Consider the following 25,229-nt stretch of genomic DNA (forward strand, 5'->3'; position numbering starts at 1 on the left):
CTATGAAACACGCGAAAAACTATTGGTTATTGCTTCAAACCATCCTGGCCACTTTGGCCTTACCAACCATTGCCTTTCATCTGCGAGGGATTGAATTATTGCAAAATTTTTCCCCAATTATCAACCAGCAGCTAAGCTATCAATTGGTGACACTCTTGCTCGCTGTGGTGATGCTGATGGTCTATAGCTACTCAAGGAAAAAGGTATTCAAAACTTATTTCCAAAAGGGAGATTCGAATAAAAGATTCCAACCAGCTCCATATTTCGGAATCAAGCCAAAGCCGGATGAAACCTGGAAAAAAGCCGGAATAGAATGGGCTGTGGTCATTTCCTTGGTAACTATAATTGTGATCTATTTCCAGCTTTTCGGGGAGAAGTCAACCCCCTCATTAGTAGGAATTGTTGAAGTACTTCCTTTGTCCATATTGGTAGCATTGGTGAATTCATTTGTGGAAGAAAGTATCTGTAGAGTAGGGGTAATTGTCGCCTTAAAAGGAGTCTATGAGGATGGAAAAATCGCCATTGTCTCCGGATTGCTGTTTGGATCAGTGCATTATTTTGGCACACCGGGAGGTTTTACAGGAGCCATTGTCTCTGGGTTTCTTGGTTGGTTTCTGGCCAAATCCATGCTTGAGACTAAAGGCATCTTTTGGGCCTGGCTAATCCATTTTTTGCAGGATATCATCATTATTACGGCTTTGTTCTCTATTGGATAAAGTCAAATCCGAAGCATAGTATTAACCCGAAATATGCAATAGACAATCTATTACGTGTTGAAATCGCTTCAAAATACCCAATCATTGCTGTTTTCAATTTCACCATAGTGGTGCTATGCTAAAATCTTCAAACAGACTGATTTTCTTGCGATTGCAACACTCATCACAAATCCTATTACATAATCCGGATTTAAAAGTACGGAAATTCACCAAAGCGTCCAGAATTTCATATCAGGACGATTGACCTTGTTTTCTTTAACAATTTTGAACTGTCAATAGGCACAAATGTCCACTGATAATCAAAAAAAAAAATATTCAAAAATTTAACCATCTTAATCATGAAAAAGTTACTTATTCTCGTTTTCAGCTTTCAAATTTTTACCAGCTTTGCTCAGACCAACAATGAAAAAGCCATAGGATCCGCAGTAAAATATAAATATCGGGTAAGTCTTCCCGGAATTATTTTACCTCAATTGGTACAGGATTCCTGGACCGATCAAACTCATACGCAACATATAGAACTTCATGTTAAACGCAACTTAGACAACAAAAACATCATTGGCCTAAAGCTAGCCAGCTGGAGATTGTTTCAACCTATGGGCATATTGTGGTGGGACGGGCTTTTGGACAAGGTGGATTCGGGAAGCGAATTTTATCCCGGACATGTGCGAGAAACCGGCATAGGGTTTAGCTATCAGCGCATGTTATGGAAAGGACTGTTTGCCACAGTAGAAGTTTTGCCTCAGTTCAAAACCTATCTGGATGAGAACAATGAAAAAATTGACAATGGCTTTAAGCTGTACAATTCTTTTCACCTTGGCTATCATATTGGATTTGGTAAAAGCAAACGCTTCTTTATAGAACCTCAGGTACATTCCCAGTTTTGGGTATTTGACACCAATACGCCGGAAGATTTTAAGGCCCTGGATGACAAATGGAGAAATTATTTCCTCTTTGAACCCAATATCTACATAGGCATGAAATTTTAGATCCAGAGGAATATAAAGACCTAAAAGATTAATTTTAACCAATAAAGTACAATCCATCCATCAATTAAATAGTAATCCAATGACAACAGACAGAAATATACAAATCGGAACAACAATAGGAGTAGCCATAGGAACCGCTATTGGTATCGCCATTGGTTTAAGCATAGGCATCACCATGCTTGGCATCCTAAAAATAGACATGAATAGCCAGCTTACATTTTGGATCAGCACAGGAATGGCTGTAGGCGGTGGAATAAGTTTGGTACGGTATGTTTTGAAAATGTCAGGGAAGACCTATAAATAGCTAGCTGGGTTTTTATTTATTATTCACTTATCAACCAACGCTTGGACAAAGTGCTTAGTGAGTGAGAGTTGCACTGGTTAATTTCTAATCGCTGAGTATCTCTAATTTTAGATAAAACCGAGCATTGCTAGGCTGCTGATAAACCTCCAGATTCAGATTGCAACTTTCCAAAAGTCAATAGGAAAACTGGTGAGAAAATTAAAAATAGCTGCGCAAAGGTTTGCGTGCCTGACCTGACTATTGGAAAACTTTGCGCAGCTATTTATTAGAAGCACTTATTGTTGCAGGATTGCGTACAAATCACTAACTATTGTAAAAGCTAACCGTGATTTCTTTTAAAATAACATCAGTTATAGAACTCCATTCTAAAACTGATGTTATTTTATTCATCCGCTGCGCGTCTGACCGAAAATCACTCTGTATGTTATATAATTTATATTATGTTAAATAGATTAAATTTGTCCCTGAGTTTGGTCAATTCTTACTCTTCGCTCCTGAACCAAAGTTTAGCGTCCTTACTAAGCTATCAATAGACCTTTTTAAAAAATTCTGGTATATTTAATAAAACCAGAAAGAAATGACAAGCAGCTATTCATCCAACATTTACCTACGCCTATTTTTTACACAAGTACTGGCACTCTGCTTATTTGCAGCAGCTCTTGCCCAAACAGAACCTGCCGGTATTCTCCTTACCTGGCAACAGGATCCTACTACCACCATGACGATTGACTGGCATACCTTGCCATCAGATAAAGCTGATCATAAATTAAATTTCAGAAAAAAAGGTGAACCAATATGGCTGGAGGTTTATGCCACAGAACATGAATTTCCCTATTCTGACCGAAAAATACAAAGAGTAGAGATCACAAGATTAGAACCAAATTCAAACTATGAATTTAATGTAGGGGAATTTACCCGTACTTACTCTTTTCGTACCATGCCTAAAAAGAATGATAAACCTATCCGTTTTGCCGCTGGTGGAGACACTTCACATGGAGAAATGTTTGGGAAAATGAACCGTGCTGTCATGCGGTACGACCTTGATTTTATTGTTTGGGGTGGTGACCTGGCCTATGCCAATGGTCTAAAAGAGAATGTAGGTCTCTGGCACCAATGGTTTGATGGTATCAAAAGGGACCTGATCACGCCTGAAGGCCGAGTGATTCCACTGGTACTTGGCATTGGCAATCATGATGTGATCAACCACCACTACCCTGCTTCCGAAACCAATATCAACAAACGGATCGGAATGCCGACTTTTATTTCAAAGGTAAAGAAAGGTGAAATGGAAGAGCCAACGGACGAAATGCGATTGGCAAAAGCTCCCTTCTTTTACCCTCTATTTGCTTTTCCGGGACAACCTGGATATAGCGTTCTGGATTTTGGGGATTACCTAAGCCTGCTTATATTGGACAGTTCCCATAGCAACCTCATCAGTGGTACGCAGACAAAATGGTTAGAAAAGCAGTTGTTCAATCGTACAGAAATCCCTCATGTTATCCCTGTTTACCACAAACCGGGCTACCCTTCCGGTAGAGTTGAGCCAGGAGGAAAGCGCATTCAATTCTGGTCTGAAGAAGTTTTGGACAATTGGATCCCTCTTTTTGAAAAATATGGTGTTCGCGTGGCTTTTGAGAATGATGACCATACCTATAAGCGAAGTCATCCTTTGAAAAACAATGCCATTCACCCCAATGGAGTTGTGTACCTGGGTGATGGTTCCTGGGGCGTAGAAAAAAAGAAACCCAAAACTCCCGAAGAAGTCTGGTATTTGTCCAAATCTGCAGAAGAAAACTCAGCCATTATCACCACTTTACATGGTCCACATCAGCATTTCCTGATGATCAATGAAAACGGGAAAATCATTGATGAATATCCCGAGACTATAAAAATTTCGCCATAATCTACTGCTTGAACTCTACGGAAATAAATCAGTTTTTCATAAACTACTCACTTTTAAGGATTAGATAATAGTTACCTTATGGTTAGGAATGTAAGTATTTTACCGTCCACAGTTTATTACTCTTAGTTATTAAGAATCGTTACCATAGTTCTTAAGTATTGGATTTTAAAAAGCGGGCAGGCTGACAAAAAACCGAGGGGGCGTAGGGATTGTGGGGAGAAGGATTTTTTTGTCTTGAATTTTTTGTTTCTTTTTGTTTCAAGACAAAAAGAAAGAGAATGCAGCATTTAACAATTTAATTTTGGTATTATTTGCTCATCTAAACCAGATGGAAGTAGGTTTAGCTAGGGTGAGTGTAACACGCCGAATATTGTTAATCAGTCCTTTCAACCCTGCTTTAATACAAAAGAAAAACATTGAAAATAAAGATATTACCTGAGTTTGATCATTTTAGACAGCTCACTCAGTTTGTCCTAACTCCCTTTTGACTGGCATTTCATCCGGATCTCCTGCAGTGCCGAAAGAGTAGATATTGCTGAGCCCGTTACCCTATGGCTTCGACAGGCTCTGCCACCGGTATAAAAGCCAATAGCCCCCGAAAGAAAAGCACAGAGCGTTATGGAACATTTCCATCCCTCCATTCCCCCATTTCGTCACATTAATTTGATTGAAAGCCTCCTCAGCGATATTCTTGTGTAAATATTTATCAGTCCGATAAAAGCCAAGCAGCTAAGGGAAATTCCGGATGCTATCAACATTGAATGACCATGACCAAAGCTAACAGAAGAACTTATATTGTCCTTACCCTGGCAGGTTTGCTATACAATATCTACTTAGAATGTCATTCATTTTATATAATTAACCCCAATCATCCAACACAAACCGAGTGGAAGGTATTCGGTTTAAACTTTAATTTTTAACTTGAACACTTTATGAAAACCAAATCATTAACATTTCGACAAATAGAATGGTGGATCGTTACCCTGGTCTTCCTGATCATCGTTTTGGTCAATATTCTTAGCGCAGGTAATATAAACCACCGTGGAGCAAATCATGAAATGGTTGGCTATTTTGCTAAAATATTTATCCCTCTTATTCTATTTTTGGTGTTTTACCTTTTTCATATTTTACTGATTCCAAAATACCTAAAGAATAGAAAAATAGGCCCCTTAATTTTTTTAAGCTTACTTATTGCCATTTTCTCTTATGTCATCATTACCTTATTTTCTATTGGTTCCAAAATAACAGAATCCCCATTCACAGCATTTTATTTAAAAATTATGGCCATTTATATGGGCTATTTGGTTTGGGTGATTTTTTTAAAGCAGGTACTAACTCCACCCAAAATGAAGGATTATCAATCCTACAACTCAATCCGTTTGGGTAGCATTTTCTTTTTCCTGACCTTATTTCTACTTCAAATTGATCAATTGGTCCACAGGAGTATTGCCTTTATATTGGCGTTTGCTTTGCCTTCCATCCTTTTGGTATTGATTTACAATTACTTTCTAATCTATAAAAAGCGGCTATCTGGCAAGTCGAAGTTGGCCAATTTTTATAATGTACTTTTAATGGTACTCTTTCCAGGTTTTTTCCTACTTATAGCCATGGCGGAAGGAGATGAGATTCCCCTCTTGATTGGCCTGGGTATTGGATTGCTTATCCAATTGGTAATCATCCCCATATCCAACCTTTCTTTTGATAAATATCTTGGGATGGTAGGTCAAATTAAAAACCTGAGTCACAGAGTAGAAGTAGGCTCGGCCAATTTAAGCTTCCTGAAATCTCAAATCAATCCGCATTTTTTGTTCAATGCCCTGAATACCCTTTACGGTACTGCATTGATGGAAAATGCAGAGAAAACGGCCGATGGGATTCAAAAACTTGGAGACATGATGCGCTTTATGATTCATGAAAACCAACAGGATAAAATCCCTTTAAAACGAGAAATTGAATATGTTAATAATTACCTGGACCTGCAAATGCTACGCTTTGAGAATGAGGAGAACCTATCAGTGGATTTTAAGCTTCCTACTACTGAATGTGATGGAAATATAGCCCCCATGTTGCTGATACCTTTTGTGGAAAATGCCTTTAAGCATGGAATTAGCACCAAAAACAAGTCTTGGATAAGGATCAACTTACGCTGCATGAAAGGAACAGTGCACCTTGATCTGGTCAATAGCATTCACCCCAAAAAGCTGACGGATGACCCTAAAGACGAATCCGGAATTGGACTGCATAATGTACGCAATAGACTGGAACACTACTATCCTGGAAAATACAGTTTATCTACTATTTCGAATGAAAGCGAATATTTCGTACATTTCTCCTTACAATTAGATTGATTGAACCTGAAGACCTTCTTTTACTTAGTACAAATTTAACTTTATGTTAAAAGCAATAGCAATTGATGATGAGCGAATGGCCTTGGAGGTGATTAAGTCCCACGCTTCCAAGGTTCCGTTTATTTCTTTAGAAGCCGTTTTTTCTGATGGCATACAAGGGCTTGAATTCCAAAGCCAACAACCGGTAGACCTTATTTTCCTGGACATCAACATGCCTGATATTTCAGGCATTGACCTGATGGCCATGCTTCCAGCATCTACCATGGTAATTTTCACCACCGCTTATTCTGAATATGCGGTGAAAGGTTTTGAACTCAATGCACTGGATTACCTATTAAAGCCATTTCCCTTGAGCCGATTTTTGAAAGCTTGTCAAAAAGCACGTGATTGGAAAGCTTTGCAACCATCAGAGGAACCAGAATTTATTTTTATCAAAACTACCGACAGCCAACAACGTGTAAATTTCACTGAGCTCCTGTACTGTGAAGCAACCGGCAACTACGTGACCCTACAGTTGGAAAATGATAAAGTAATCAGCAGAATGACCTTGAAAGAACTGGAAAGGCTACTTCCCTCCTATTTTGTGCGTACCCACAGGTCCTTTGTGGTCAACAAAAACCGAATCAATAAGGTAGAACGACATCAGGTACAAATTGAAGATCATCTTATCCCCGTGAGCTTGTCCTATGCTGATTTTTTGTAAAACTCATAGTTTTGAAAATAGATAAATTTCTTCAATTTTTCTATTTATTTATTGCCCTGAAGAAGTTCATATTTTAATTTAGCCATTTCCCAATCAGTTAAATTATCAATGTCCTGCACCTCAGTTTGATTTAATTTGATTACAGCGGTGTTTTCAGAGAACAATTTTTTATCTCTTTTTAAATCACTAACATTACACCAATACCATTGACCGGCATCATGATAAATTTCTTCTAAATCTTGGGAGCGGGTATGGACGTGTTCTGGCCAAACCAATTCAACTGTTCCTTTTTCTGTTTCTCGTAATCCTCTCCATATTGGATAATTAAAGCCAACTACTGGAAAGACACTAGTTCTTTTTTCGGCTATTAATTTCTCCTTACCTAATTTTAAATTGTCTAAAGAGATAAGAGGTGCTGTGGGATAAATACAGCATAAATAATCAAATCGTTTCCCAATTTTCTCATATTGTTCTATTACCTCCAACAACACATCAACGGTAGGGGAAAAGTCATCTGAATTTATTACAGAACGCAGGAACGGTACTTTTGCTCCATAGGATTTTGCCACTTCTGCAATTTCAGGATCTTCTGTTGAAACCATTATTTCATCGAATAAATCAGATGAAATTGAGGTTTTAATGCTATAGGATATTATTGGTTTACCTAAAAAATCTTTAATATTTTTTTGTGGAATTCTTTTACTTCCTCCCCTTGCTGGTATTACACATAAATATTTACTCATAATGGATTTACCGTAAAAATTACAATTCAAAAACTAAAATAACCTGACTACCTTTATTATAGAAAAAGACCAAAAAACAATGAAACTATATAAAAATTGCAATTAACATTACTCGTATTTAATTTATTATTAAATCTACTTTATCGATCCCTATCCTTAATTTCCTAATGATTTATTGACCCATTTATAGTTAAGAGGTAGGTAATAGTTCTCAATTGACAACCAATAAAATTAAGCCCCAAAGTTAAAATAGTCCCTAGAGAATGTTCTTGTTACTTACACAATACTAAAGTAAGAATAATTAGAGTAAAATTTATTTTTAATCTAGCTTTTCAAGCCTAATTATATCTTTTTACCCGGATTTTGTAATAGTAGTTCTCCGGCCTGACTTTTGACAAGGGTAAATCCTGTCGTGTATTTATGGGAAGTGTTGCCATCATTAGAAAATCAGTCTGCTTGGAAACTTTAGCATAGCATCGCTATGGTGACTCTGTCTGCGGACAGGCAGGATTGAAAACAGCAACGAAGTAACTGATTTTGAAGTTATTTTAGCACATAATAGATTTGTCTATTGCATATTTCGGGTTTAATCCAGATTTGAAATTAGCATAAGTTGCTTTTTCGGCCTTTACCTTTGGCATTTTATCTTCAGTAGGACAAAAAAGGCCAGTCCATAAACAATGAACTGGCCTTTTAATATTTATTTAATTTGGAGTAATATCTGGCTCTTATAATTCCAAATCTATCTTCAAATTATTTCTATTCTTCCATAGGATGCTCTTGTAACAACTCTGTTGGAGAATAGAATCCTGTTTTGTCCTTGATAGCAGCCCTTACTGCTTTTACCTTATCGGGACTTACTGCCGAGGATTCATTTCCAAAGCTATTTCTTACATAGGTGATCACTGCTGCAACTTCCTTGTCATTGAGCATTCCTCCATAAGGAGTCATAGGAACCTGTCCTGGATAGTCTTTGCCTAATACTTCTATCGGACCCATCAAGCCATTCAGAACAATTTTTATAAACCTTTCTTCATTGCCATTGACCCATTTGGTACCAGCCAAAGGTGGGAAGCCTGAAGCACTTAGTCCTTTACCATCAGGTTGGTGACAAGTGATACAAAATCCTTCTCTGCTATATATGGCTTTACCCATTTGAAACAGTGTCAATTCTTCCCCTTTTAATCTGGAATTTGAAGCCTTCGCTTCCTTAGCTGCTTCCTGGAAAACAACACTTCCATCAGGGTTGACCACCATATTCTTAACAGACATTCCATTCAAATGAGCCAAAGAAGTTTCAAATGGTTTTTGCATCCAGTCATCTTTTGGATGTTCATTGGCAACCTCTAAAATGGCCAAGCCATCTTCTTTATTAAGCCAAGAAGCAGCAACAATGGCCTCCAACCTTACACGTCCGTGCGGATCAGCAGCAGCTTTTTTAAGTAAGTCTACCTGATCAGGAATCTGATGACCTGTATAGCGCAATATCCTAGCCACAGCGGCTCTCACCCTGTGGTCTTCAGAATCCATTAGTTTTTTCAACAATTCTTGGTCTACTGCATTAAGTCCCCAGCTAACCCATAAACCTTCCAATAGATGATGCTCATACCTTGGATCGTTTTTATCAAGATTAGCCATCCAGATTTTCATTTTAGACAATACTTCATTTTTGTCTCTGCCTCTCAATTCGGTTCTAGTTGCATACCTTGCCCTGAATTCAGGTAATTTCAAATTGTCCAACAAGGTTTCAATTGAAGCGCCATCGATGGTTGGAGGAGTGACAAGTGGTCTAGATGGATAAGTGATTCTATATATCCTTCCATGTACGTGATCCCTTAGTGGATCCCTGGCATTGTGTTGCATGTGACCTACCAATATATTGTGCCAATCCACAAAATAAAGTGAGCCATCAGGTGCAAATTCCATGTCTACAGGTCGGAAATTACGATCATCACTTCTGATTAAGTCAACTCTGTGTTCACTGTCATAACCAGTTCCATCTTCTACCATCCTGTGCATTTTCATCCCTAAAAAACCAATGGTATTGTTGATCAACAAATCACCTTGCACTTCTTCAGGAAAATGTCTACTAGAGACAAACTCCAAGCCTGAAGTAGGTCTTACCCTATGGGCATCTTCAATCAAGTTTGGTCCTTTGTGATTTCCTTCACCATACCTGGATTTTACAGAACCAGGCATCATCCAACGTACGTCTGGACCGGAAGTCTCAGCGAAGAAATTTTGTCCCCAATCGTCAAAGGCAATTCCCCAAGGATTCGGAATAGGAAGCTGAGCTGTTCTTTCCAGTCTTCTTCTGGCTGGATTGTACCTATAAAAGCCTCCATTTGTTGCCCTAACAGGTCCATATGGGGTTTCCACATTGGTATGAAGGAAAACACCTTCGCCCATATACATGGCTCCCGATGGATCAGCTACAAATGCGGAGATATTATGGTGGGTATCATGGTCATCAAAACCACTTAATAAAATTTCTCTCTTTTCTGCATAGTCATCTCCATCTTCATCTTTCAAAATGATGAAATTAGTACCTTGTGAAAGGTACACGCCTTCAGGAGTAATTTCCATGCCAATAGGAAGATGAAGGCTATCCGCAAAAACAATCTGCTTGTCTGCTTTCCCATCATTATCGGTATCTTCCAGAATAAGGATTTTATCATTTGGTTTGGGATCTCCAGGTTTATAATGAGGATAACTAGGCATTACGGATACCCATAGTCTTCCTTTGGTATCAAAAGTCATTTGAACAGGATTGGCCAGGTCAGGAAACTCCTTTTCTGAAGCAAATAATTCAACTTTATAACCTTCCGCTACTTCAAATTTATCTAGAGCGTCCTGACCATAGAGGTATTCCAAATCTCCATTCTTTTCTGGATTATAATTGGTTTCCACTTGTGGCAATTCAATGGTGCTTTTATCAGCTTTAGCCAGATCAAATTGCTCGCCTTTATTGGCTTTCCAGATAGCCTGATCCCTATTGTCCGTCATTTGGCGGATTTTTTTCAATTCAAAAGGATAATTGTCAGGGCCAAATGGATTGTACCTACGACCAAAGACATGTACACCATTTGGTATTTTGTAGTCATTGTGCCACATCCAGTTCTTTTCCTTTACAGCCGCATGGATGGCTGCTCTGTTCTCTTCAGCTACCGCCTGGTCATTACCGAAAATTTTATCAGTGATAAAAGTTGAAAACTTCTTGTAACCATCATCTGTCAATTGAAACCCATCGATAGTAAGGTATTCATCGGCAGAAGAAAACCACGAAGAAGAAGGTTCGAAAGCATCTACAAAAAACACCTGATTTCTTTCTGCAATTTCTTTCATAGCAGCAGTGTACATTTTCAGGTTCTTATTTTCCTTTTCTCCATTGGGTAAATCAAAATCTCCACTTAGATTTTCGAAAGCAATAGGCGATACAAGAGCCAATTGTGGCGGCGCTTCCCCATTGTAAATAGTGTTTTTGGTATGCTTGATAAAAGCTTCAAGTTCTTGTTTATACATTTCTAGCCCTTCTTCACCTTCGAAAGACTCATTATAACCAAAAAAGGCAATGATTATATCTGCTTCGTGACGTTTGATCCATTCATCAGGAGTCTCAAAATGTCCTTCACTTCCTGAATTGGTCGCCAATTCATCCTGAAATTCTTCAGCTCCAGGGAAAGCCCAAGGTGAAACTCTACCTGCATGAGGTCTAAAGCCTGGTGTGTCTCCACCATCACTCATGTTCCTTATATATAACAAAGAATCCGGATACCGAACATGCATTTCAGTTTCAAAATATCCATAATTCATCATTCTTGATCCCAGGTTATTACCGATCAAAATGATATGATCACCTTTATTTAAGGTTAATCTTGGGCCATCCTGACCACATTGAAAGGCAAAAAATGCCAGCACCCCTATTAGTAATTGGGTTTTAATTCTATTCATAAATTTAGACTTGGATTGGATCATAGGGTTATATTTTCATTTCTAACACGCTAGTAATGATTATTTACGTCAATTGACAATTGGCCAATCTCAATATTAGTAATTTTTTTCATTTTTTTTTAACAATTGTACATAAACATCTTGAAACTGATTTAATCAGTAAGAAAGGTATATAAAAGGTTATTTATAAAATCTGGAACACAAAAATTATATACTCCCTACAACCATTACTGTTAAGAAAGCTTTCGTATTCGCTCAATTTTAATTAATCTTAAGTTTTATTTGAATTTATGCGTACACAAAAAATAGGTCTATTCTTAGGCCCCATCGTTTTTCTTGGTTTATATTTCGGCATTTCTCCTGAAGGATTGTCCTCCGAAGGTGTTTCCTTATTGGCTGTTACTTTTTGGATAGCTATTTGGTGGATCACTGAAGCCATTCCTATTGCTGCCACCGCCTTACTTCCTTTGGTTCTCTTTCCACTAACCGGTGTCATGGATTTGAAATCTACCTCTATACCCTATTCAGATCCTATGGTTTTATTGTATATGGGTGGATTTATGATCGCAGTAAGCATTGAAAAATGGAATCTTCACAAACGCATTGCACTAAAGATCATTTCATACCTTGGCACTGACCTAAAGCGTATAATTCTAGGTTTTATGGTAGCTACAGCATTTCTATCCATGTGGATCTCAAATACTGCTACTTCTCTTATGATGTTGCCCATTGCCATAGCAGTAGTCGTTCAAATGTCAAATTCCAACAAAGGCATTAAGAAAACGTTAGGTCCATCGCTAATGCTTGGTATAGCCTATAGTGCATCCATTGGAGGGATGGCAACAATAATTGGAACGCCTACCAATATTATTTTGACCGCTGTGGTAAAAAATATTTATGGGGTAGAAATTAGCTTTGGAGAATGGATGCTTGTTGGTCTTCCCATAGCTTCTGCATTGTTAATTATGTGTTGGTACTACCTGGTAAATTATGCCTTTAAATTTCCAAAAACTTTACAGCTGGCCGGTGGAAAAGAGGAGATCAGCCGTCAGCTTCAAGCTTTAGGAAGAATGAGCTTACAAGAAAAGAAAGTCATGTGGGTTTTTATTGGGGTAAGTTTCTCCTGGATCACCCGTAGTTTCTTAATCCAGCCCTATATTCCTGTTCTTAATGACACGATTATTGCCTTAATGGGCGTTTTGCTTCTATTTGTAATTCCCGCTGGAAATGAGCGAAAAGAACAATTGCTGGATTGGAAAGTGGCTGAAAAAATTCCCTGGGGCATTCTAATTTTATTCGGTGGTGGATTGGCCTTGGCAGAAGGCTTTAAGGATACTGGTCTTGCAAGCTGGATAGGAGAACAATTTGTCTTACTGAAAAATGTGCCTTTTTGGCTGTTTTTATTGATTATAATAGCTGCTGTAAACTTCCTAACAGAAATTACATCTAATGTGGCCACTGCTTCCATGTTGCTGCCTATCCTCTCAGCTGTGGCTTTGGCAATGGGCGTACATCCATTTGGATTAATGATAGGCGCAACCATGGCCGCCTCATGTGCTTTTATGCTTCCTGTAGCTACCCCTCCAAATGCTGTAGTTTTTGGCTCAGGCTATCTTACTATCCCAGTAATGATGAGGGCAGGTTTTTTCCTTAATCTACTTTCCATTGCACTGATACTTCTAGTTACCTTCTTCTACCTTCCTTTTGTATGGGATTTTAATTTGATGAATTTCCCTGATGAATGGAGATAAAATGACAGAAACTGATGAAGATTAATCAAAAAGGAAGTTTTAAATTAAAGTCAATTTTATTAAACCTAAGTCAATAAGTTGTTTTTCAGCATTTTATAATTACTACCCCTAATATGTTCCTTCAGGAATCAAACTAAATCTAATCAAAATTAACAATGGAATAAACAATCCAATTGATAATAACCCAGCCAGTCTTAGCTTTGAGAATGTTGTAGGTCACACACATCAATATCTTATTAGAGAACAAAGAATACTGACTTTAATATTTGTATAATAGGTTAACACCTACTTATAAGAAGATAAGAGATGGCTTGCTTAGTTTCCATTGAAAAAATTATCGTGGAATAAATACTATTGGCCTACAAGGTTTATAAATAGCAAAAAAAAAGACCCAGACAATTAGCCTGGATCTTTTCAATTATATGTTCTTTACAATATTACCTTTCCAACCAATTTGGACCAAGTTTATCAGATAATTTCTTGTTGTATTCTTCTGCTTTAGCTTCATTTTTCAACCTGGTATGCACTTGGAATAAAATTTCCATGATATCAGTATTGTCAGGTTTCAAATCAGAAGCTTTGGTAAAGTACGGTAAAGCATCTTCATACAAACCATCTGCTTCTTTTAACATGGAATCAGATTTAGCTTCCCACTCATCATCAGAAAGGTTGTTTACTTCTGTAATAATGTTTCTGGCTTTATCAAGATAAATCGCTCCGGCATAATAGTTACCTTCAAAAAATTCTGGATCAGCTTCAACAGTTTTAATGTATTCTTGCAAAGCACCTTCCATGTCTCCGGATTTTTCTTTCAAGTATCCATATCTCAATCTAATTGCTGGATTATTTGGATCGGTAACCAAAGCTTTTTCGATTGAAGTCATAGCTTCCTCCATTTTATCCAATTGAAGTAACAATTGAATTTCGAATTCTGCTAAACCTTTGTCATCAGGATACTCTTCTCTAGCTTCCGTCACTACACGGTAAGCTTCTTCCGGGTCATTGTCTTCAGCACTAGCTATTTGTATTAAGAAATAATAAGCATTCAACTTATTATATTCTGGTACATCTAGCAAATTGGTGAAATATTTTTTTGCAGCTTCTGTATTGCCGACCATATTGGCAGTATAGCCAGCATTGAAAACGATGGAAGTATCATTAGGATCAAGGTCAGCTGCCAATGAGAAGAATTCATGAGACAACTCCATATCTTCCTCTTCATATTTTGCAATTGCTTTGTTGAAAGAAGCATTCTTTAACCTATAAACACCTTGTCCCTGAAAGTTGGCAGGCATGTCAGGAAGAACTTCCTTAAATAAGTCTTTACTTACTTTAGAAGTAGAGTCATTGCTCTCCATCTCAAAGGTTTTGGTAAAACTTTCTTGAGCTTGTCGCCCTAAAGCTACAGTGTTTTCCGTATTGGAAGAATCAGATTCAAACATCTGTGTTTCTATTTTACCTTTGATAAAATAAGTTTCAGATTGTGCTCCTGTTTCCTCATCCGCTAGAGCGGATTTTATTTCGGTGTATGCTTCCTCGAGATTTCCTCTACTAAAGTTTTTTTCAGCAGATTTAACTACCTTTTTCTGGCCAAAGGCAACAGTTGAGGCGATGCCCACCAAAGCCAACGATAAAATTAACTTTTTCATGTTACTAGTGCGGTTCTTTATTGGTTTCAATTACTATTCGTTTTTAGGATTTTCTTTATTGTCCTCCGTCTGATCATTTTCAGGATCTATTGGAGTGTCTGTTTCTTCTGTGGTATTTTCTGGTTCGTCTCCTTCAAGGTTTTCAATTTTCTCAACTGATGAAATTTCGTCAGTTTCATTTAATCTAATTAACCTTACACCCTGGGTAGCTCGACCCATTACTCTGATTCCCTCAGCTGGAGTTCGAATGGTAATACCAGAACGGTTGATAATCATCAAATCATCAGTATCAACCACTTCTTTAATTGCGACTAATCCACCGGTTTTCTCGGTAATATTCATCGCTTTCACTCCTTTTCCACCTCTATTGGTGATCCTGTATTCAGACAAGTAAGAACGTTTACCATACCCTTTGTCTGTTACGACAAGTAGGGTGGCATCTTCTCTTTGAACACAAACCATGCCAATAACGTGATTTTCGTCTCCGCCAAGGTTAATGGCTTTAACTCCAGTAGCTGTTCGCCCCATAGGTCTAACAGTGGATTCATGGAAATGAACTGCCCTACCAGAGCTTGACGCGATTACGATGTTGGCATCACCATTGGTCAATTCTACATTCAAGAGTTGGTCATCTTCTCTGATATTCAAGGCAATGATACCATTTGTTCTTGGTCTAGAGTATTGCTCCAAGGTGGTTTTCTTGATGATGCCTTTTTTAGTCACCATCACGATATTGTTGTTATTGATATAGTCTATATCTCCCAGGTCTTTGACCTGAATAATAGACCTAATACGGTCACTACTTTCAATATTAATGAGATTTTGGATAGGTCTGCCTTTGGATGTTTTACTACCTTCAGGAATGGCGTAAGTTTTAAGCCAGAATAATTTACCTTGATCAGTAAAGATCAACAAATAGTTATGCGTTAAGGCAGTAAATAGATAGACGGTATAATCATCCTCCTTGGTACTTACTCCTCTTGAACCTACTCCTCCTCTACTTTGCGATTTGTACTCTGTAAGTACAGTTCTCTTAATATATCCCTGATTGGAAACGGTAATTACCACTTCCTCATTAGGAATCATGTCCTCATAGTTGAAATCTTCAGCATTATGCTCGATAGTTGTTCTTCTATCGTCATTGTAGCGGGTTTTTATTTCTTGCAATTCGTCCTTAATGATTTGCATTCTTCTGTCCTTATCTGCAAGAATATCTTTTAATTCTTCGATAAGTTTCATCAGCTCATCATATTCCTGCTGAATCTTGGCCCTTTCCATGCCAGTAAGACGTTGCAGCCTCATGTCAAGAATTGCTCTTGCCTGTATTTCGGTCAGATCAAATTTCTCCATCAAACCATTTCTGGCTGTTTCCGGATCTCTTGAATCTCGAATTAATTGGATAACTGCATCAATATTATCCAAAGCAACCAGATATCCTTCGAGGATATGGGCTCTTTTCTCCGCTTCTCTTAGTTCATACTCTGTTCTTCTGACCACCACTTCATGCCTATGGTTCACATAGTGCAGAATAAGGTCTTTCAGGTTCAATGTATAAGGTCTGCCCTTAACCAGGGCCACATTGTTAACACTAAAGGAAGTTTGAAGTTGTGTATGCTTGTAAAGGTTATTTAGCACTACATTTGGAACGGCATCTTTTTTCAGCTCATATACAATGCGCATACCTTGCCTATCAGATTCATCCCTAATGGCAGAAATTCCATCAATTTTCTTCTCATTTATCAATTGAGCTGTTTTCTCAACCATGGAAGCTTTGTTGACTTGGTAAGGAATTTCATTGATAATGATCATTTCCTTTCCTGAGGACTTGGTCTCAATGGTAGCTTTACCTCTAAGAATGACTCTTCCTCTTCCTGTTTCGAAGGCGGCTTTAACCCCATTGTATCCATAAATGATACCTCCTGTTGGAAAATCAGGCGCCACAATGTGCTCCATTAATTCCGGAATGGTAATGTCATTGTTATCAATGTAGGCATGAATCCCATCAATCACCTCTCCTAAGTTGTGAGGAGCCATATTGGTAGCCATACCTACTGCTATACCAGAAGCACCATTAAGTAGCAAGGCCGGTATTTTAGCAGGTAAAACAATAGGTTCCTTTAAGGTATCATCAAAATTTAACTGAAAGTCGACGGTTTCCTTATTGATATCTGTCAACAATTCTTCAGCAATCCTTCTCAACCTGGCTTCTGTATACCTCATGGCTGCAGGGTTATCACCATCAATTGATCCAAAGTTTCCTTGTGGATCTACCAATGGATACCGCAATGACCATGTTTGAGCCATTCTAACCAAAGTTTCATAGACAGCCGAATCACCATGTGGATGGTATTTACCCAATACTTCCCCAACTATTCTGGCAGATTTTTTATAAGGCTTGTTGTGGGAAACCCCCAATTCCTGCATTCCATAAAGGATTCTGCGGTGTACAGGCTTTAAACCGTCTCTTACGTCCGGCAATGCCCTGGAAACAATTACCGACATCGAATAATCGATGTAAGCTCCACGCATTTCGTCCTCAATATTAATCGGGATGATGTTCTCGTTTTCTCCTTGAGCCATATTTAAATTTTCTCGCTTATAACCTGCAAGATAGCAAAAAGTAAAGGTTTAGAAAAATATTATATTTCTTACAATTCAATAATTAGGTATCCTTTTTATATTCATGGAGTTAATTTTTAATTTTACAGGAATTTATTTGGAAAAGAAGCCTAAAAAACCCTAAAATCAGTTGCCATACCACTGCCCTACTTTTCTATTCTGCCTTTTCCAAATAGAACTACCTCGGTATTCAACTCCATTATGTAAATGCTTCATTACTACCTTACAACCTGCTATTTTACATCTTTTTGAGCCTGGAAGACTCATAGACACTCCTACCTGTAGAGTGTATAAGGTTTGCTCAATGGTCTGGACCTCTATAGGGTTCGCCATATTATACTCATAGGGTCTAAACTCTGCTGAGGGTTTGATAAAAAATTTAGAATATTCTGATAAATCTCTTTCAACTCTAAATCCCACTCCATAATACCCTGTATTTGTAGAAATATTCGGATCTAAAGATTTCTTTAATTTCATTGAGCCAAACTCTCCCTCTACCACCACTCTCCAGGGATAATGCATTCTAGCCCTTTGTTTCAGTTGGTTTTGAATGGATAGGTTGGTCTCTGAATATTTTCTATACCTCCATCTCAAAAAAGCATTTCTTTTATTGGCATCCCAAAGTACCAAACCTACTGTTCCATAAAGTTTATCATAGGTATAGCGTTCTTCTTCCATTGTAAATGTATAGCTATTTCCTTCTCCATAGAATTTATCAAACTTACCCCATTCTCTTCCATAACCTGCACCTACAATAATTAAATCAAATAATTTCAACCGAACCCCCAGGTTTACAGGATAGGCGAAATTTGAGTTTTTAAACTGGATCGTGTCCATTTCGGAAATATCTGCAGCTTGATTTGTACTCAGGTCTGTGATCGGATAGTTTTCAGGCATTTCACTATTGAAAGTAAGCCGGTGTGCATGGTAACTTGAACCAGTGGCTATCTCAAATGAAAAATTACTCACTGCATTTCTAAACGCGTTCCCTACTTCACTATCGCTTTTTTTGCTCTTAATTTTCCTGTCAATACCAAAAATATCCTCTTGTGCCTTACTTTGATAAGTAATACTTAACATTAGGACTGCAAACAGACAGGTCAAACACGCCAATCGCTTCTTCAATTCCATATTTTGGATAGTCTTTTATTTATTAACGCAATAAAACAAAAAAACCCTCAAATTATGAGGGTTTTTTTTCTTATCTCTTAAGAAATCAGCTATTAACCGTTATCAGAAGCACTTTCGTCTTCATCTGGAGTTCTTTTTTCTTTTAACTCAGCCATTAAGCTATCTACTTTTTCTTTGACCTCAGGATTTGCTTTCATTGCCTTGTTTACCTTATTGTAAGTAGCAATTCCTAAAACGTCATCATTTTTGATTAGGCCGATTTTCAATTCTCTAACTTCTGTGCTCAATGAACCCATAAATTCCAAAATTTCCTCGTAAGCTGCTTTTTCATCATCTGTGATTTCAATTTCAGCAAGCTTGGCTTCATCGTCCCATGCGCCTTTTATTTCATTGTATCGACCAGCGCCATCTATGACCTCATTGTCCTTAATCATGGACACTAACTCTACATTCTTTTGTTCATAAAAAGCCATCACAGAATCTTCCATTGCAGCAAATTTTGCAATTTCTTCATCAGTAATTTCTTCTGCAGCTTCATCTTGTGCTTGTGCAGTAAAACCTATTAAACCAAAGATTAAAAAGGTCAATCCAAATAATTTTTTCATAATTTTTTCTCAATTTATTAAACGCTATCTACCCTCGAATTAAATCAGAATCAACCAATTTAACAAACAATGGATCAAAAAATATGCTAAAAATTATAGGAAAGGAATAATTATTGAATTTAAACAATAAATTTAAGGTTATTAATTGTTTCTATAGGATTTTCAGAGGAAAACACAAAATTCCCTGCAACCAGAACATTTGCCCCAGCTTCAAAAAGCTTTTTGGCATTGCCAATACTCACACCACCATCAATTTCAATTTTCGCATGGGATCCCGTTTCTACAATCAACTCTCCTAATGCCTGAATCTTTTTGTAAGTGTTTTCTATAAATTCCTGTCCACCAAAACCTGGATTAACAGACATAATTAAAACGGTGTCAACCTCTCTGATGATATCTTGTAAATGCCTGACAGGTGTGTGCGGATTTACGGCTACTCCTGCCTTACAATCCAATGCCTTGATCGCTTGAATCGTTCGGTGTAAATGAGGACAAGCTTCTAGGTGTACGGTAATCTGAGAAGCACCTGCCTTATGAAATGCTTCTAAGTACTTGTCTGGTTCTACAATCATCAAATGTACGTCCAGTGGCTTTTTCGCATGCCTATTTACAGCCTCTACCACTGGTAGACCAAATGATATATTTGGCACAAAGACGCCATCCATGATGTCTACATGAATGTAATCGGCAACAGAATCATTAATCATTTCTACTTCCTTCTGAAGATTAGCAAAATCGGCTGCCAAAATTGAGGGCGCTATTAATGGATTCATAAGGAATGGGGTTTAGGTTAAAATTAATAGTTGATAGATATACAAAAAAAGCGAATTTTAAGGTCAATTCCTTATTTCTTCCACAACTTCACCTTTGTCGCGGACCAATTATCTTGTAATTCAACAAGATATATTCCGGGATTCAATAATTCCATGCTAATGCTGTAAGGGTAATTATTTCCTATCCGCTCTAAATCATGGACTCCTACCACCTTGCCATCGCTTGAGTACAAGCTTAATGTACAATTTGTACTGTCACCAAATTCTATGAGTAACTGATTTTCAATCAAAGGATTGGGATAGATTCGGGCAATATTAACCTTTTCTGGATCTTTTTCCTTGTCAATTATACCAAACATCGCTCTAGTGAAATCCGGAATTCCATAGCCTAGTTCATTGTCAGGTTCATTGTATTGAGAACCACTAAATATTAATTGATCTCTTAATTCTTTACTTGTCCATTCAGGGTTGGCTTCTCTTAAGCCTGCCGCCAAAGCAGCGATTTGTGGAGCTGAAAAAGAAGTCCCACTAGAATTACTTGTTCCTTGTTCTTGTCGCCATAAAGTAACACTTGTTCCATAGGCAACCAACTCTGGCTTTATCCTGTCATCGGTACTAGGCCCCACAGAACTAAAGCCCGCTTTTTTAAATTCACTGTTTACAGCCCCTACAGCTATAATACCATTAGCATCCGCTGGTACGGTGATCGTCTTCCAGCTAATGTTTCCTTCATTTCCAGCACTACTGACCACTATAATCCCTTTCTCTGCAGCCATATTGGCTCCTTTAGTGATTACAGCTGTTTGACCATCCAAATCCTCCTTGGTATAATTCATTTCGGAGTCATCAAAAAAATTATACCCTAGTGAACTGTTAATTATATCTACACCAAGACTATCCGCAAATTCGGCAGCTCTGACCCAATTGTATTCCTCAATCCTATATTCTGAATCCACATCCTCTGTGATGCATAAAATATAATCAGCACCATATGCGCCAGCGATGAGTTGCTCAGGATCATAAGCAGCCATCAGGGATAAAGTACCCGTCCCATGTGTATCTGACCGATAAACAGAGCCGGAACCAGGCAATACAAAATCTCTGGTAGCCAATATACCTGTTCCTTTAAATAAATGATCAAAGGCTGGGATTTTGTCTGCATTTAAAAACCCAGCATCAAAAATAGCAACCACTACCCCATCTCCAGTGTACCCAGCATCATGCATATCTGAAATACCTATGAGGCTGTTTTGAAATGTGAAGTTGGCACTTCCTTTGGCTTTCTTAGAACGCTTTTTCTTTCTTTTTAATTGGTACCCTTTGGTACTATTTTCCAATTGACTTGGCCCACCTTTGGCTACCAGTACAATTTCACTCACAAAATCAAAGGAGGCAATATCTTTTATTTCCTCTGAAGAGGCCTGGACAATGGACGCATTGAGCCATTTTGAATGATAAATAAAATTATTAACATATGGTCTGATGGACTCTATGTACTTTTCTGAAACAGGAAAATCAGTACTGTCAAGGGAAATTTGGTCCCTACTTCTTCGGTTGAGCGATTTTTGGGAAAGCAATTTTTCAGGCTGATCCAAGCTATAGGTGGTATCAGCTTTGTATTTGTAATGAATGGCATACCTGTCTTGAGCAATTACATTGGCTGCAATTAAACAAAACACAAAAGCTATTGCAGCACTATAATTTACCATAGTTTATAAGCCTCAAATGAGTAAAACGCCCTTCCTGAATAATTTGTTCACCTAAACAATCATTTCTTGAGCAATAACGAAATACTTCATAATAACTTTCAACCAGGCCAATATTATTTGCATATACCTCGTACCTGTTGTCCCTGATGGTAATTAGATCATCTTCTTCATTGATTCTAACCTTTACTGCATCTGGGAAAGCAAATTGATCCAATATATAGCTCCCGGTACTCTCAACGAAAAAACTTTCTTCTACTTCGTTATTTAATGCATTTCCATTCCAGCTAAAATCCTGACTTAATGGATAAACAAGCAATATTTTTTGCTGGTTATTGAAATTTTTAATGATGCGGTTATTACTAAGGGTAAGCGTATAAACCTGTTCATTTTCCCAGGCATTTCTATCTGTAGATTTTTTCCTATGAACCAGATAAACCAGTTCTTTGGCATCATTCAGGTAGAAGTCAGCTATTTCATCTCTGAAAAAATAATTTCCTGTCTCAAAATCTTCTTCTCCGAAATAGATCGTCTCATCAACACTGTAATCCCAGTAATTCCCAATAAGCAAGGGGTAATAAGTTGAAGTAATCAATTCAGGATCTTCCCGCTCTTCTGCACAGCTACCCATAAAAATAAGGAGAGGTAGCAGCCAATACCTTTTATTAAAAATTTTCATTTTCTATCTTTGAATTCAATTGAAAATTACGCAAATAATCCACTAAAATAAAATGGCTTTAAAAACTTTTGTAAAGATAAGTAATGTCAACAACTTGAGCGATGCTCGCTATTGTTCTGGAATGTATGTAAACCTTATGGGTTTCTCCCTTGAAAAGGACAATGAATATTATGTCAACCCAACAGCTTTTAAAGAAATTACAGATTGGCTATCAGGCTTGGAATATGTTGCTGAATTCTCAAATAGTCATCCCGCTCAAATTTTAGAAACTTTGGCACAATACGAAGGGTTTTCTTTTATCCAAATAGAAGAACGCCTTCACCTTCCTATGCTTAAAAATACCAGTTACGCTTTAATTTATAAATATACCTTAACAAATGAGGATGAACTGGATGAGCTTCTTGACTATGCCATTACCTTAAAAGAAAACAATGTAATGCTTAATCTTGAGGCAGAATCAGCAATGGAAATCACCCCTGTGGTCCAAGAAAAGATCAAAAATATAGCTGCAAAATGTGAGCTACTACTTGGTTTTGGTTTTGATGACAAAAACATTGAGCAGTTATTAGACAGTACACCTTTGAAAGGTATAAGTATGAAAGCCGGGCATGAAATCAGGCCAGGAATAAAGGATTTTGATGAGTTGGCCGATATTTTAGAAACCCTCGAATTGGAGGGATAGCATTATTTAAAACCAAACTCAATGTACTTGATGGTCTCCCCTTTCTCCATAAACATTTTCTCATAACGAGTCATGATGCCGTGGTGATCTTCTTTCCATTCTGACATGTAAAAGTCCCTGGTGTTTTTGAAAATGACTATGTCCTCTCTGCTATTCAAAAGCTCAAAAGTATATTCATATAAACCAGTATTGTCCGTTTTGAAATGAACATGGCCTCCCGGGGTCATGATTTTTTTATACATTTCCAAAAATTTCGGTGCGGTAAGCCTTTTTCTCTCATCCCTATCTTTTGGCCTGGGATCAGGAAAGGTAATCCATAGTTCGTCAATTTCATCTACTTCGAAAGAAGCCTCAATCAGTTCTATCTGAGTCCTCAAAAAGGCCACATTTTTCAAACCTTCGGCAATGGCTATACTACTGCCTTTCCAGATTCTACCTCCTTTGATATCTACTCCTACATAATTTTTTTCAGGCTCAACCCTGGCCTGACCTACCGTAAATTCCCCACGGCCACAGGCCAACTCAACCACCAAAGGTGCTTCATTTTGAAACTGAACAGCTTTCCAATTCCCCTTGATTTTTTCAAAGATTTCTTTGCCAGGCTGAATCACATTGGTGTTTTCTTCGATTTGCCTGAACCGTTCAAGTTTATTTCTTCCCATTTTCTATAATTCGTTTATTTCCGCAACCACAAAGGTGCTTCCTCCAATAAAAATTAGATCCTCTGGTTTTGCTTTTCCTCTAGCATAAGCCAATGCTGCATTGACCTCTTTTACCACCGTTCCTTTTAATCCAAAACCAGCAGCTAGGTTTTTTAGCGCTTCTGCAGGCATTGATCGAGGTTGATCGGCTTCGCAAAATACATACCTTGCCTCTTTCGGTAATTTTTCAAAAACTTTATCATGGGCTTTGTCTTTAACCATTCCGAGGACCATATAAAGTTGCTGATCATTTTTCAATGTCAATAATTGTGCAACAATGTCTTGGATCCCATCTATATTATGACCTGTATCACAGATCGTTAATGGATTTGTGGACAAGGTTTGCCATCTTCCTTTTAATCCCGTATTGGCGACAATGTTGGCCAAGCCAGCAAACAGCTGTTTTTGATCAATGAGCAAACCCTGTGATTTCAAAATGTTTATGGAAGCCAATATACCTGGCAAGTTTTTGGATTGATAATTTCCTAACAGATCCAAATGTACTTTTTTAATATAGGAAGAAGTCCCTTCAATCTCATAAACTACCCGATTTTTCCCATCTGAATCCTCGCTGTATCCATTGAACCGGGCATGAATAGATTGATCAGCAAAGGTGATAGGAGCTACTTTTTCCAATGCTTTATTCTGAAATACTTCTGTGGTAGCGGCCTGACTTTGTCCAATTATTACGGGAACCTTTTCTTTAATTATCCCTGCTTTCTCAAATGCAATTTTGTCAAGGCTATCACCTAGAAACTGTTCATGATCAAATCCAATATTGGTAATGATGCTCAAAATGGGATTTATGACATTGGTACTATCGAACCTTCCTCCCATTCCGGTTTCAATCACTGCATAATCAATGCCCATCCTGGCAAAATAATCAAAAGAAAGTGCTACAGTCATTTCAAAAAAACTAGGCTTCAATTCCAACAAATAGTCTTTATGGGCCTTTACGAAATTTACGATCTCACTTTCAGGTATTTCTATACCATTTATTTTTATCCTTTCCCTAAATGATTTTAGATGTGGTGAAGTATATAAACCCGTAACATACCTCGCTTCTTGCAAAACGGAAGCCAAGGCATGAGCTGTACTTCCTTTACCATTGGTACCTGCTATATGAATGCTTTTGAATTTATTTTGAGGATTGCCAAGGTGTGCACAAAGCTTTAAGGTATTGCTGAGGTCTTTTTTAAAAGCAGAAGCACCAACACGCTGAAACATAGGAAGAGCCTGAAACAAAAATTCCAGAGAGGACTGATAGTTCATTGAA

Annotated in this window: 19 protein-coding genes; 8 read left to right on the forward strand and 11 right to left on the reverse strand. The window is 37.8% G+C overall.

Annotated features, from left to right (window positions below):
• Positions 1 to 2 precede the first annotated feature (2 nt).
• The 6 genes from AC13EX_RS20690 to AC13EX_RS20715 all read left to right on the forward strand — a co-directional run bounded on the left by AC13EX_RS20690 (position 3) and on the right by AC13EX_RS20715 (position 6,963).
• Positions 3 to 716, forward strand: coding sequence for a CPBP family intramembrane glutamic endopeptidase (locus AC13EX_RS20690; RefSeq protein ID WP_482894154.1), 714 nt, complete (start codon positions 3 to 5; stop codon positions 714 to 716).
• 338 nt (positions 717 to 1,054) lie between these two features.
• Entirely contained in the window at positions 1,055 to 1,705 is a 651-nt protein-coding gene (locus AC13EX_RS20695; RefSeq protein WP_482894155.1) for a hypothetical protein, read from the forward strand.
• Between the two features lie 79 nt (positions 1,706 to 1,784).
• A complete protein-coding gene (locus AC13EX_RS20700) occupies positions 1,785 to 2,009 on the forward strand; it encodes a hypothetical protein (RefSeq protein WP_482894156.1) in 225 nt (74 codons plus the stop codon).
• A 577-nt stretch (positions 2,010 to 2,586) separates the two neighbouring features.
• Positions 2,587 to 3,912, forward strand: coding sequence for a fibronectin type III domain-containing protein (locus AC13EX_RS20705; RefSeq protein ID WP_482894157.1), 1,326 nt, complete (start codon positions 2,587 to 2,589; stop codon positions 3,910 to 3,912).
• A gap of 932 nt (positions 3,913 to 4,844) precedes the next feature.
• Positions 4,845 to 6,260 carry a sensor histidine kinase gene (locus AC13EX_RS20710; RefSeq protein WP_482894158.1) on the forward strand — a complete coding sequence of 472 codons (1,416 nt, stop codon included), beginning with the start codon at positions 4,845 to 4,847 and terminating at the stop codon, positions 6,258 to 6,260.
• A 43-nt stretch (positions 6,261 to 6,303) separates the two neighbouring features.
• Positions 6,304 to 6,963, forward strand: coding sequence for a LytR/AlgR family response regulator transcription factor (locus tag AC13EX_RS20715; RefSeq protein WP_482894159.1), 660 nt, complete (start codon positions 6,304 to 6,306; stop codon positions 6,961 to 6,963).
• Positions 6,964 to 7,007: 44 nt separating this feature from the next.
• Here the strand turns inward: AC13EX_RS20715 and pseF are convergent, their stop codons facing one another.
• Together pseF and AC13EX_RS20725 are read right to left on the reverse strand one after the other, a co-directional pair.
• Entirely contained in the window at positions 7,008 to 7,706 is a 699-nt protein-coding gene (gene pseF, locus AC13EX_RS20720; RefSeq protein WP_482894160.1) for a pseudaminic acid cytidylyltransferase, read from the reverse strand.
• A gap of 759 nt (positions 7,707 to 8,465) precedes the next feature.
• Positions 8,466 to 11,681 (reverse strand): PVC-type heme-binding CxxCH protein, encoded by a 3,216-nt coding sequence (locus AC13EX_RS20725; protein ID WP_482894161.1) that lies wholly within the window; start codon positions 11,679 to 11,681, stop codon positions 8,466 to 8,468.
• A 266-nt stretch (positions 11,682 to 11,947) separates the two neighbouring features.
• Here AC13EX_RS20725 and AC13EX_RS20730 point away from each other — a divergent pair, with 266 nt between their 5' ends.
• A complete protein-coding gene (locus AC13EX_RS20730; RefSeq protein WP_482894162.1) occupies positions 11,948 to 13,408 on the forward strand; it encodes an SLC13 family permease in 1,461 nt (486 codons plus the stop codon).
• Positions 13,409 to 13,845: 437 nt separating this feature from the next.
• On the opposite strand, the gene AC13EX_RS20735 is transcribed toward AC13EX_RS20730, so the two are convergent.
• The 7 genes from AC13EX_RS20735 to AC13EX_RS20765 form a co-directional block, all read right to left on the reverse strand.
• The gene (locus tag AC13EX_RS20735; RefSeq protein ID WP_482894163.1) at positions 13,846 to 15,057 is read right to left on the reverse strand and encodes a tetratricopeptide repeat protein; all 1,212 of its coding nucleotides are present in this window, start codon (positions 15,055 to 15,057) and stop codon (positions 13,846 to 13,848) included.
• Positions 15,058 to 15,090: 33 nt separating this feature from the next.
• Complete coding sequence (gene gyrA, locus AC13EX_RS20740; RefSeq protein WP_048643653.1) at positions 15,091 to 17,637, reverse strand: DNA gyrase subunit A; 2,547 nt, start codon at positions 17,635 to 17,637, stop codon at positions 15,091 to 15,093.
• A gap of 165 nt (positions 17,638 to 17,802) precedes the next feature.
• Positions 17,803 to 18,807 carry a hypothetical protein gene (locus AC13EX_RS20745; protein ID WP_482894164.1) on the reverse strand — a complete coding sequence of 335 codons (1,005 nt, stop codon included), beginning with the start codon at positions 18,805 to 18,807 and terminating at the stop codon, positions 17,803 to 17,805.
• Between the two features lie 92 nt (positions 18,808 to 18,899).
• Positions 18,900 to 19,412, reverse strand: coding sequence for a hypothetical protein (locus AC13EX_RS20750; protein ID WP_482894165.1), 513 nt, complete (start codon positions 19,410 to 19,412; stop codon positions 18,900 to 18,902).
• A gap of 119 nt (positions 19,413 to 19,531) precedes the next feature.
• Positions 19,532 to 20,185: a ribulose-phosphate 3-epimerase gene (gene rpe / locus AC13EX_RS20755; RefSeq protein ID WP_048643656.1), complete on the reverse strand. Its 654-nt coding sequence runs from the start codon at positions 20,183 to 20,185 to the stop codon at positions 19,532 to 19,534.
• A 71-nt stretch (positions 20,186 to 20,256) separates the two neighbouring features.
• On the reverse strand, positions 20,257 to 21,894 hold the full coding sequence (locus AC13EX_RS20760; protein WP_482894166.1) for a S8 family serine peptidase: 1,638 nt from the start codon (positions 21,892 to 21,894) through the stop codon (positions 20,257 to 20,259).
• Positions 21,881 to 22,570 (reverse strand): hypothetical protein, encoded by a 690-nt coding sequence (locus tag AC13EX_RS20765; protein ID WP_482894167.1) that lies wholly within the window; start codon positions 22,568 to 22,570, stop codon positions 21,881 to 21,883. Before AC13EX_RS20765 ends, AC13EX_RS20760 begins: the two co-directional genes overlap by 14 nt.
• 52 nt (positions 22,571 to 22,622) lie before the next feature.
• Between AC13EX_RS20765 and AC13EX_RS20770 the strand changes: the two genes are divergently transcribed.
• A complete protein-coding gene (locus AC13EX_RS20770) occupies positions 22,623 to 23,252 on the forward strand; it encodes a phosphoribosylanthranilate isomerase (RefSeq protein WP_048643659.1) in 630 nt (209 codons plus the stop codon).
• Positions 23,253 to 23,254: 2 nt separating this feature from the next.
• Here the strand turns inward: AC13EX_RS20770 and trmB are convergent, their stop codons facing one another.
• Positions 23,255 to 23,914, reverse strand: coding sequence for a tRNA (guanosine(46)-N7)-methyltransferase TrmB (trmB, locus tag AC13EX_RS20775; protein ID WP_482894168.1), 660 nt, complete (start codon positions 23,912 to 23,914; stop codon positions 23,255 to 23,257).
• Between the two features lie 3 nt (positions 23,915 to 23,917).
• Positions 23,918 to 25,225, reverse strand: coding sequence for a bifunctional folylpolyglutamate synthase/dihydrofolate synthase (locus AC13EX_RS20780; RefSeq protein WP_482894169.1), 1,308 nt, complete (start codon positions 25,223 to 25,225; stop codon positions 23,918 to 23,920).
• Positions 25,226 to 25,229: the final 4 nt, after the last annotated feature.

Source organism: Cyclobacterium sp. L-R, assembly GCF_056859355.1.

Excerpts from the sequence above, each read along its gene's own strand:
- AC13EX_RS20690 (WP_482894154.1), top strand. The coding sequence starts at position 3 with ATGAAACACGCGAAAAACTATTGGTTATTGCTTCAAACCATCCTGGCC.
- AC13EX_RS20695 (WP_482894155.1), top strand. The coding sequence starts at position 1,055 with ATGAAAAAGTTACTTATTCTCGTTTTCAGCTTTCAAATTTTTACCAGC.
- AC13EX_RS20700 (WP_482894156.1), top strand. The coding sequence starts at position 1,785 with ATGACAACAGACAGAAATATACAAATCGGAACAACAATAGGAGTAGCC.
- AC13EX_RS20705 (WP_482894157.1), top strand. The coding sequence starts at position 2,587 with ATGACAAGCAGCTATTCATCCAACATTTACCTACGCCTATTTTTTACA.
- AC13EX_RS20710 (WP_482894158.1), top strand. The coding sequence starts at position 4,845 with ATGAAAACCAAATCATTAACATTTCGACAAATAGAATGGTGGATCGTT.
- AC13EX_RS20715 (WP_482894159.1), top strand. The coding sequence starts at position 6,304 with ATGTTAAAAGCAATAGCAATTGATGATGAGCGAATGGCCTTGGAGGTG.
- pseF (WP_482894160.1), bottom strand. The coding sequence starts at position 7,706 with ATGAGTAAATATTTATGTGTAATACCAGCAAGGGGAGGAAGTAAAAGA.
- AC13EX_RS20725 (WP_482894161.1), bottom strand. The coding sequence starts at position 11,681 with ATGATCCAATCCAAGTCTAAATTTATGAATAGAATTAAAACCCAATTA.
- AC13EX_RS20730 (WP_482894162.1), top strand. The coding sequence starts at position 11,948 with ATGCGTACACAAAAAATAGGTCTATTCTTAGGCCCCATCGTTTTTCTT.
- AC13EX_RS20735 (WP_482894163.1), bottom strand. The coding sequence starts at position 15,057 with ATGAAAAAGTTAATTTTATCGTTGGCTTTGGTGGGCATCGCCTCAACT.
- gyrA (WP_048643653.1), bottom strand. The coding sequence starts at position 17,637 with ATGGCTCAAGGAGAAAACGAGAACATCATCCCGATTAATATTGAGGAC.
- AC13EX_RS20745 (WP_482894164.1), bottom strand. The coding sequence starts at position 18,807 with ATGGAATTGAAGAAGCGATTGGCGTGTTTGACCTGTCTGTTTGCAGTC.
- AC13EX_RS20750 (WP_482894165.1), bottom strand. The coding sequence starts at position 19,412 with ATGAAAAAATTATTTGGATTGACCTTTTTAATCTTTGGTTTAATAGGT.
- rpe (WP_048643656.1), bottom strand. The coding sequence starts at position 20,185 with ATGAATCCATTAATAGCGCCCTCAATTTTGGCAGCCGATTTTGCTAAT.
- AC13EX_RS20760 (WP_482894166.1), bottom strand. The coding sequence starts at position 21,894 with ATGGTAAATTATAGTGCTGCAATAGCTTTTGTGTTTTGTTTAATTGCA.
- AC13EX_RS20765 (WP_482894167.1), bottom strand. The coding sequence starts at position 22,570 with ATGAAAATTTTTAATAAAAGGTATTGGCTGCTACCTCTCCTTATTTTT.
- AC13EX_RS20770 (WP_048643659.1), top strand. The coding sequence starts at position 22,623 with ATGGCTTTAAAAACTTTTGTAAAGATAAGTAATGTCAACAACTTGAGC.
- trmB (WP_482894168.1), bottom strand. The coding sequence starts at position 23,914 with ATGGGAAGAAATAAACTTGAACGGTTCAGGCAAATCGAAGAAAACACC.
- AC13EX_RS20780 (WP_482894169.1), bottom strand. The coding sequence starts at position 25,225 with ATGAACTATCAGTCCTCTCTGGAATTTTTGTTTCAGGCTCTTCCTATG.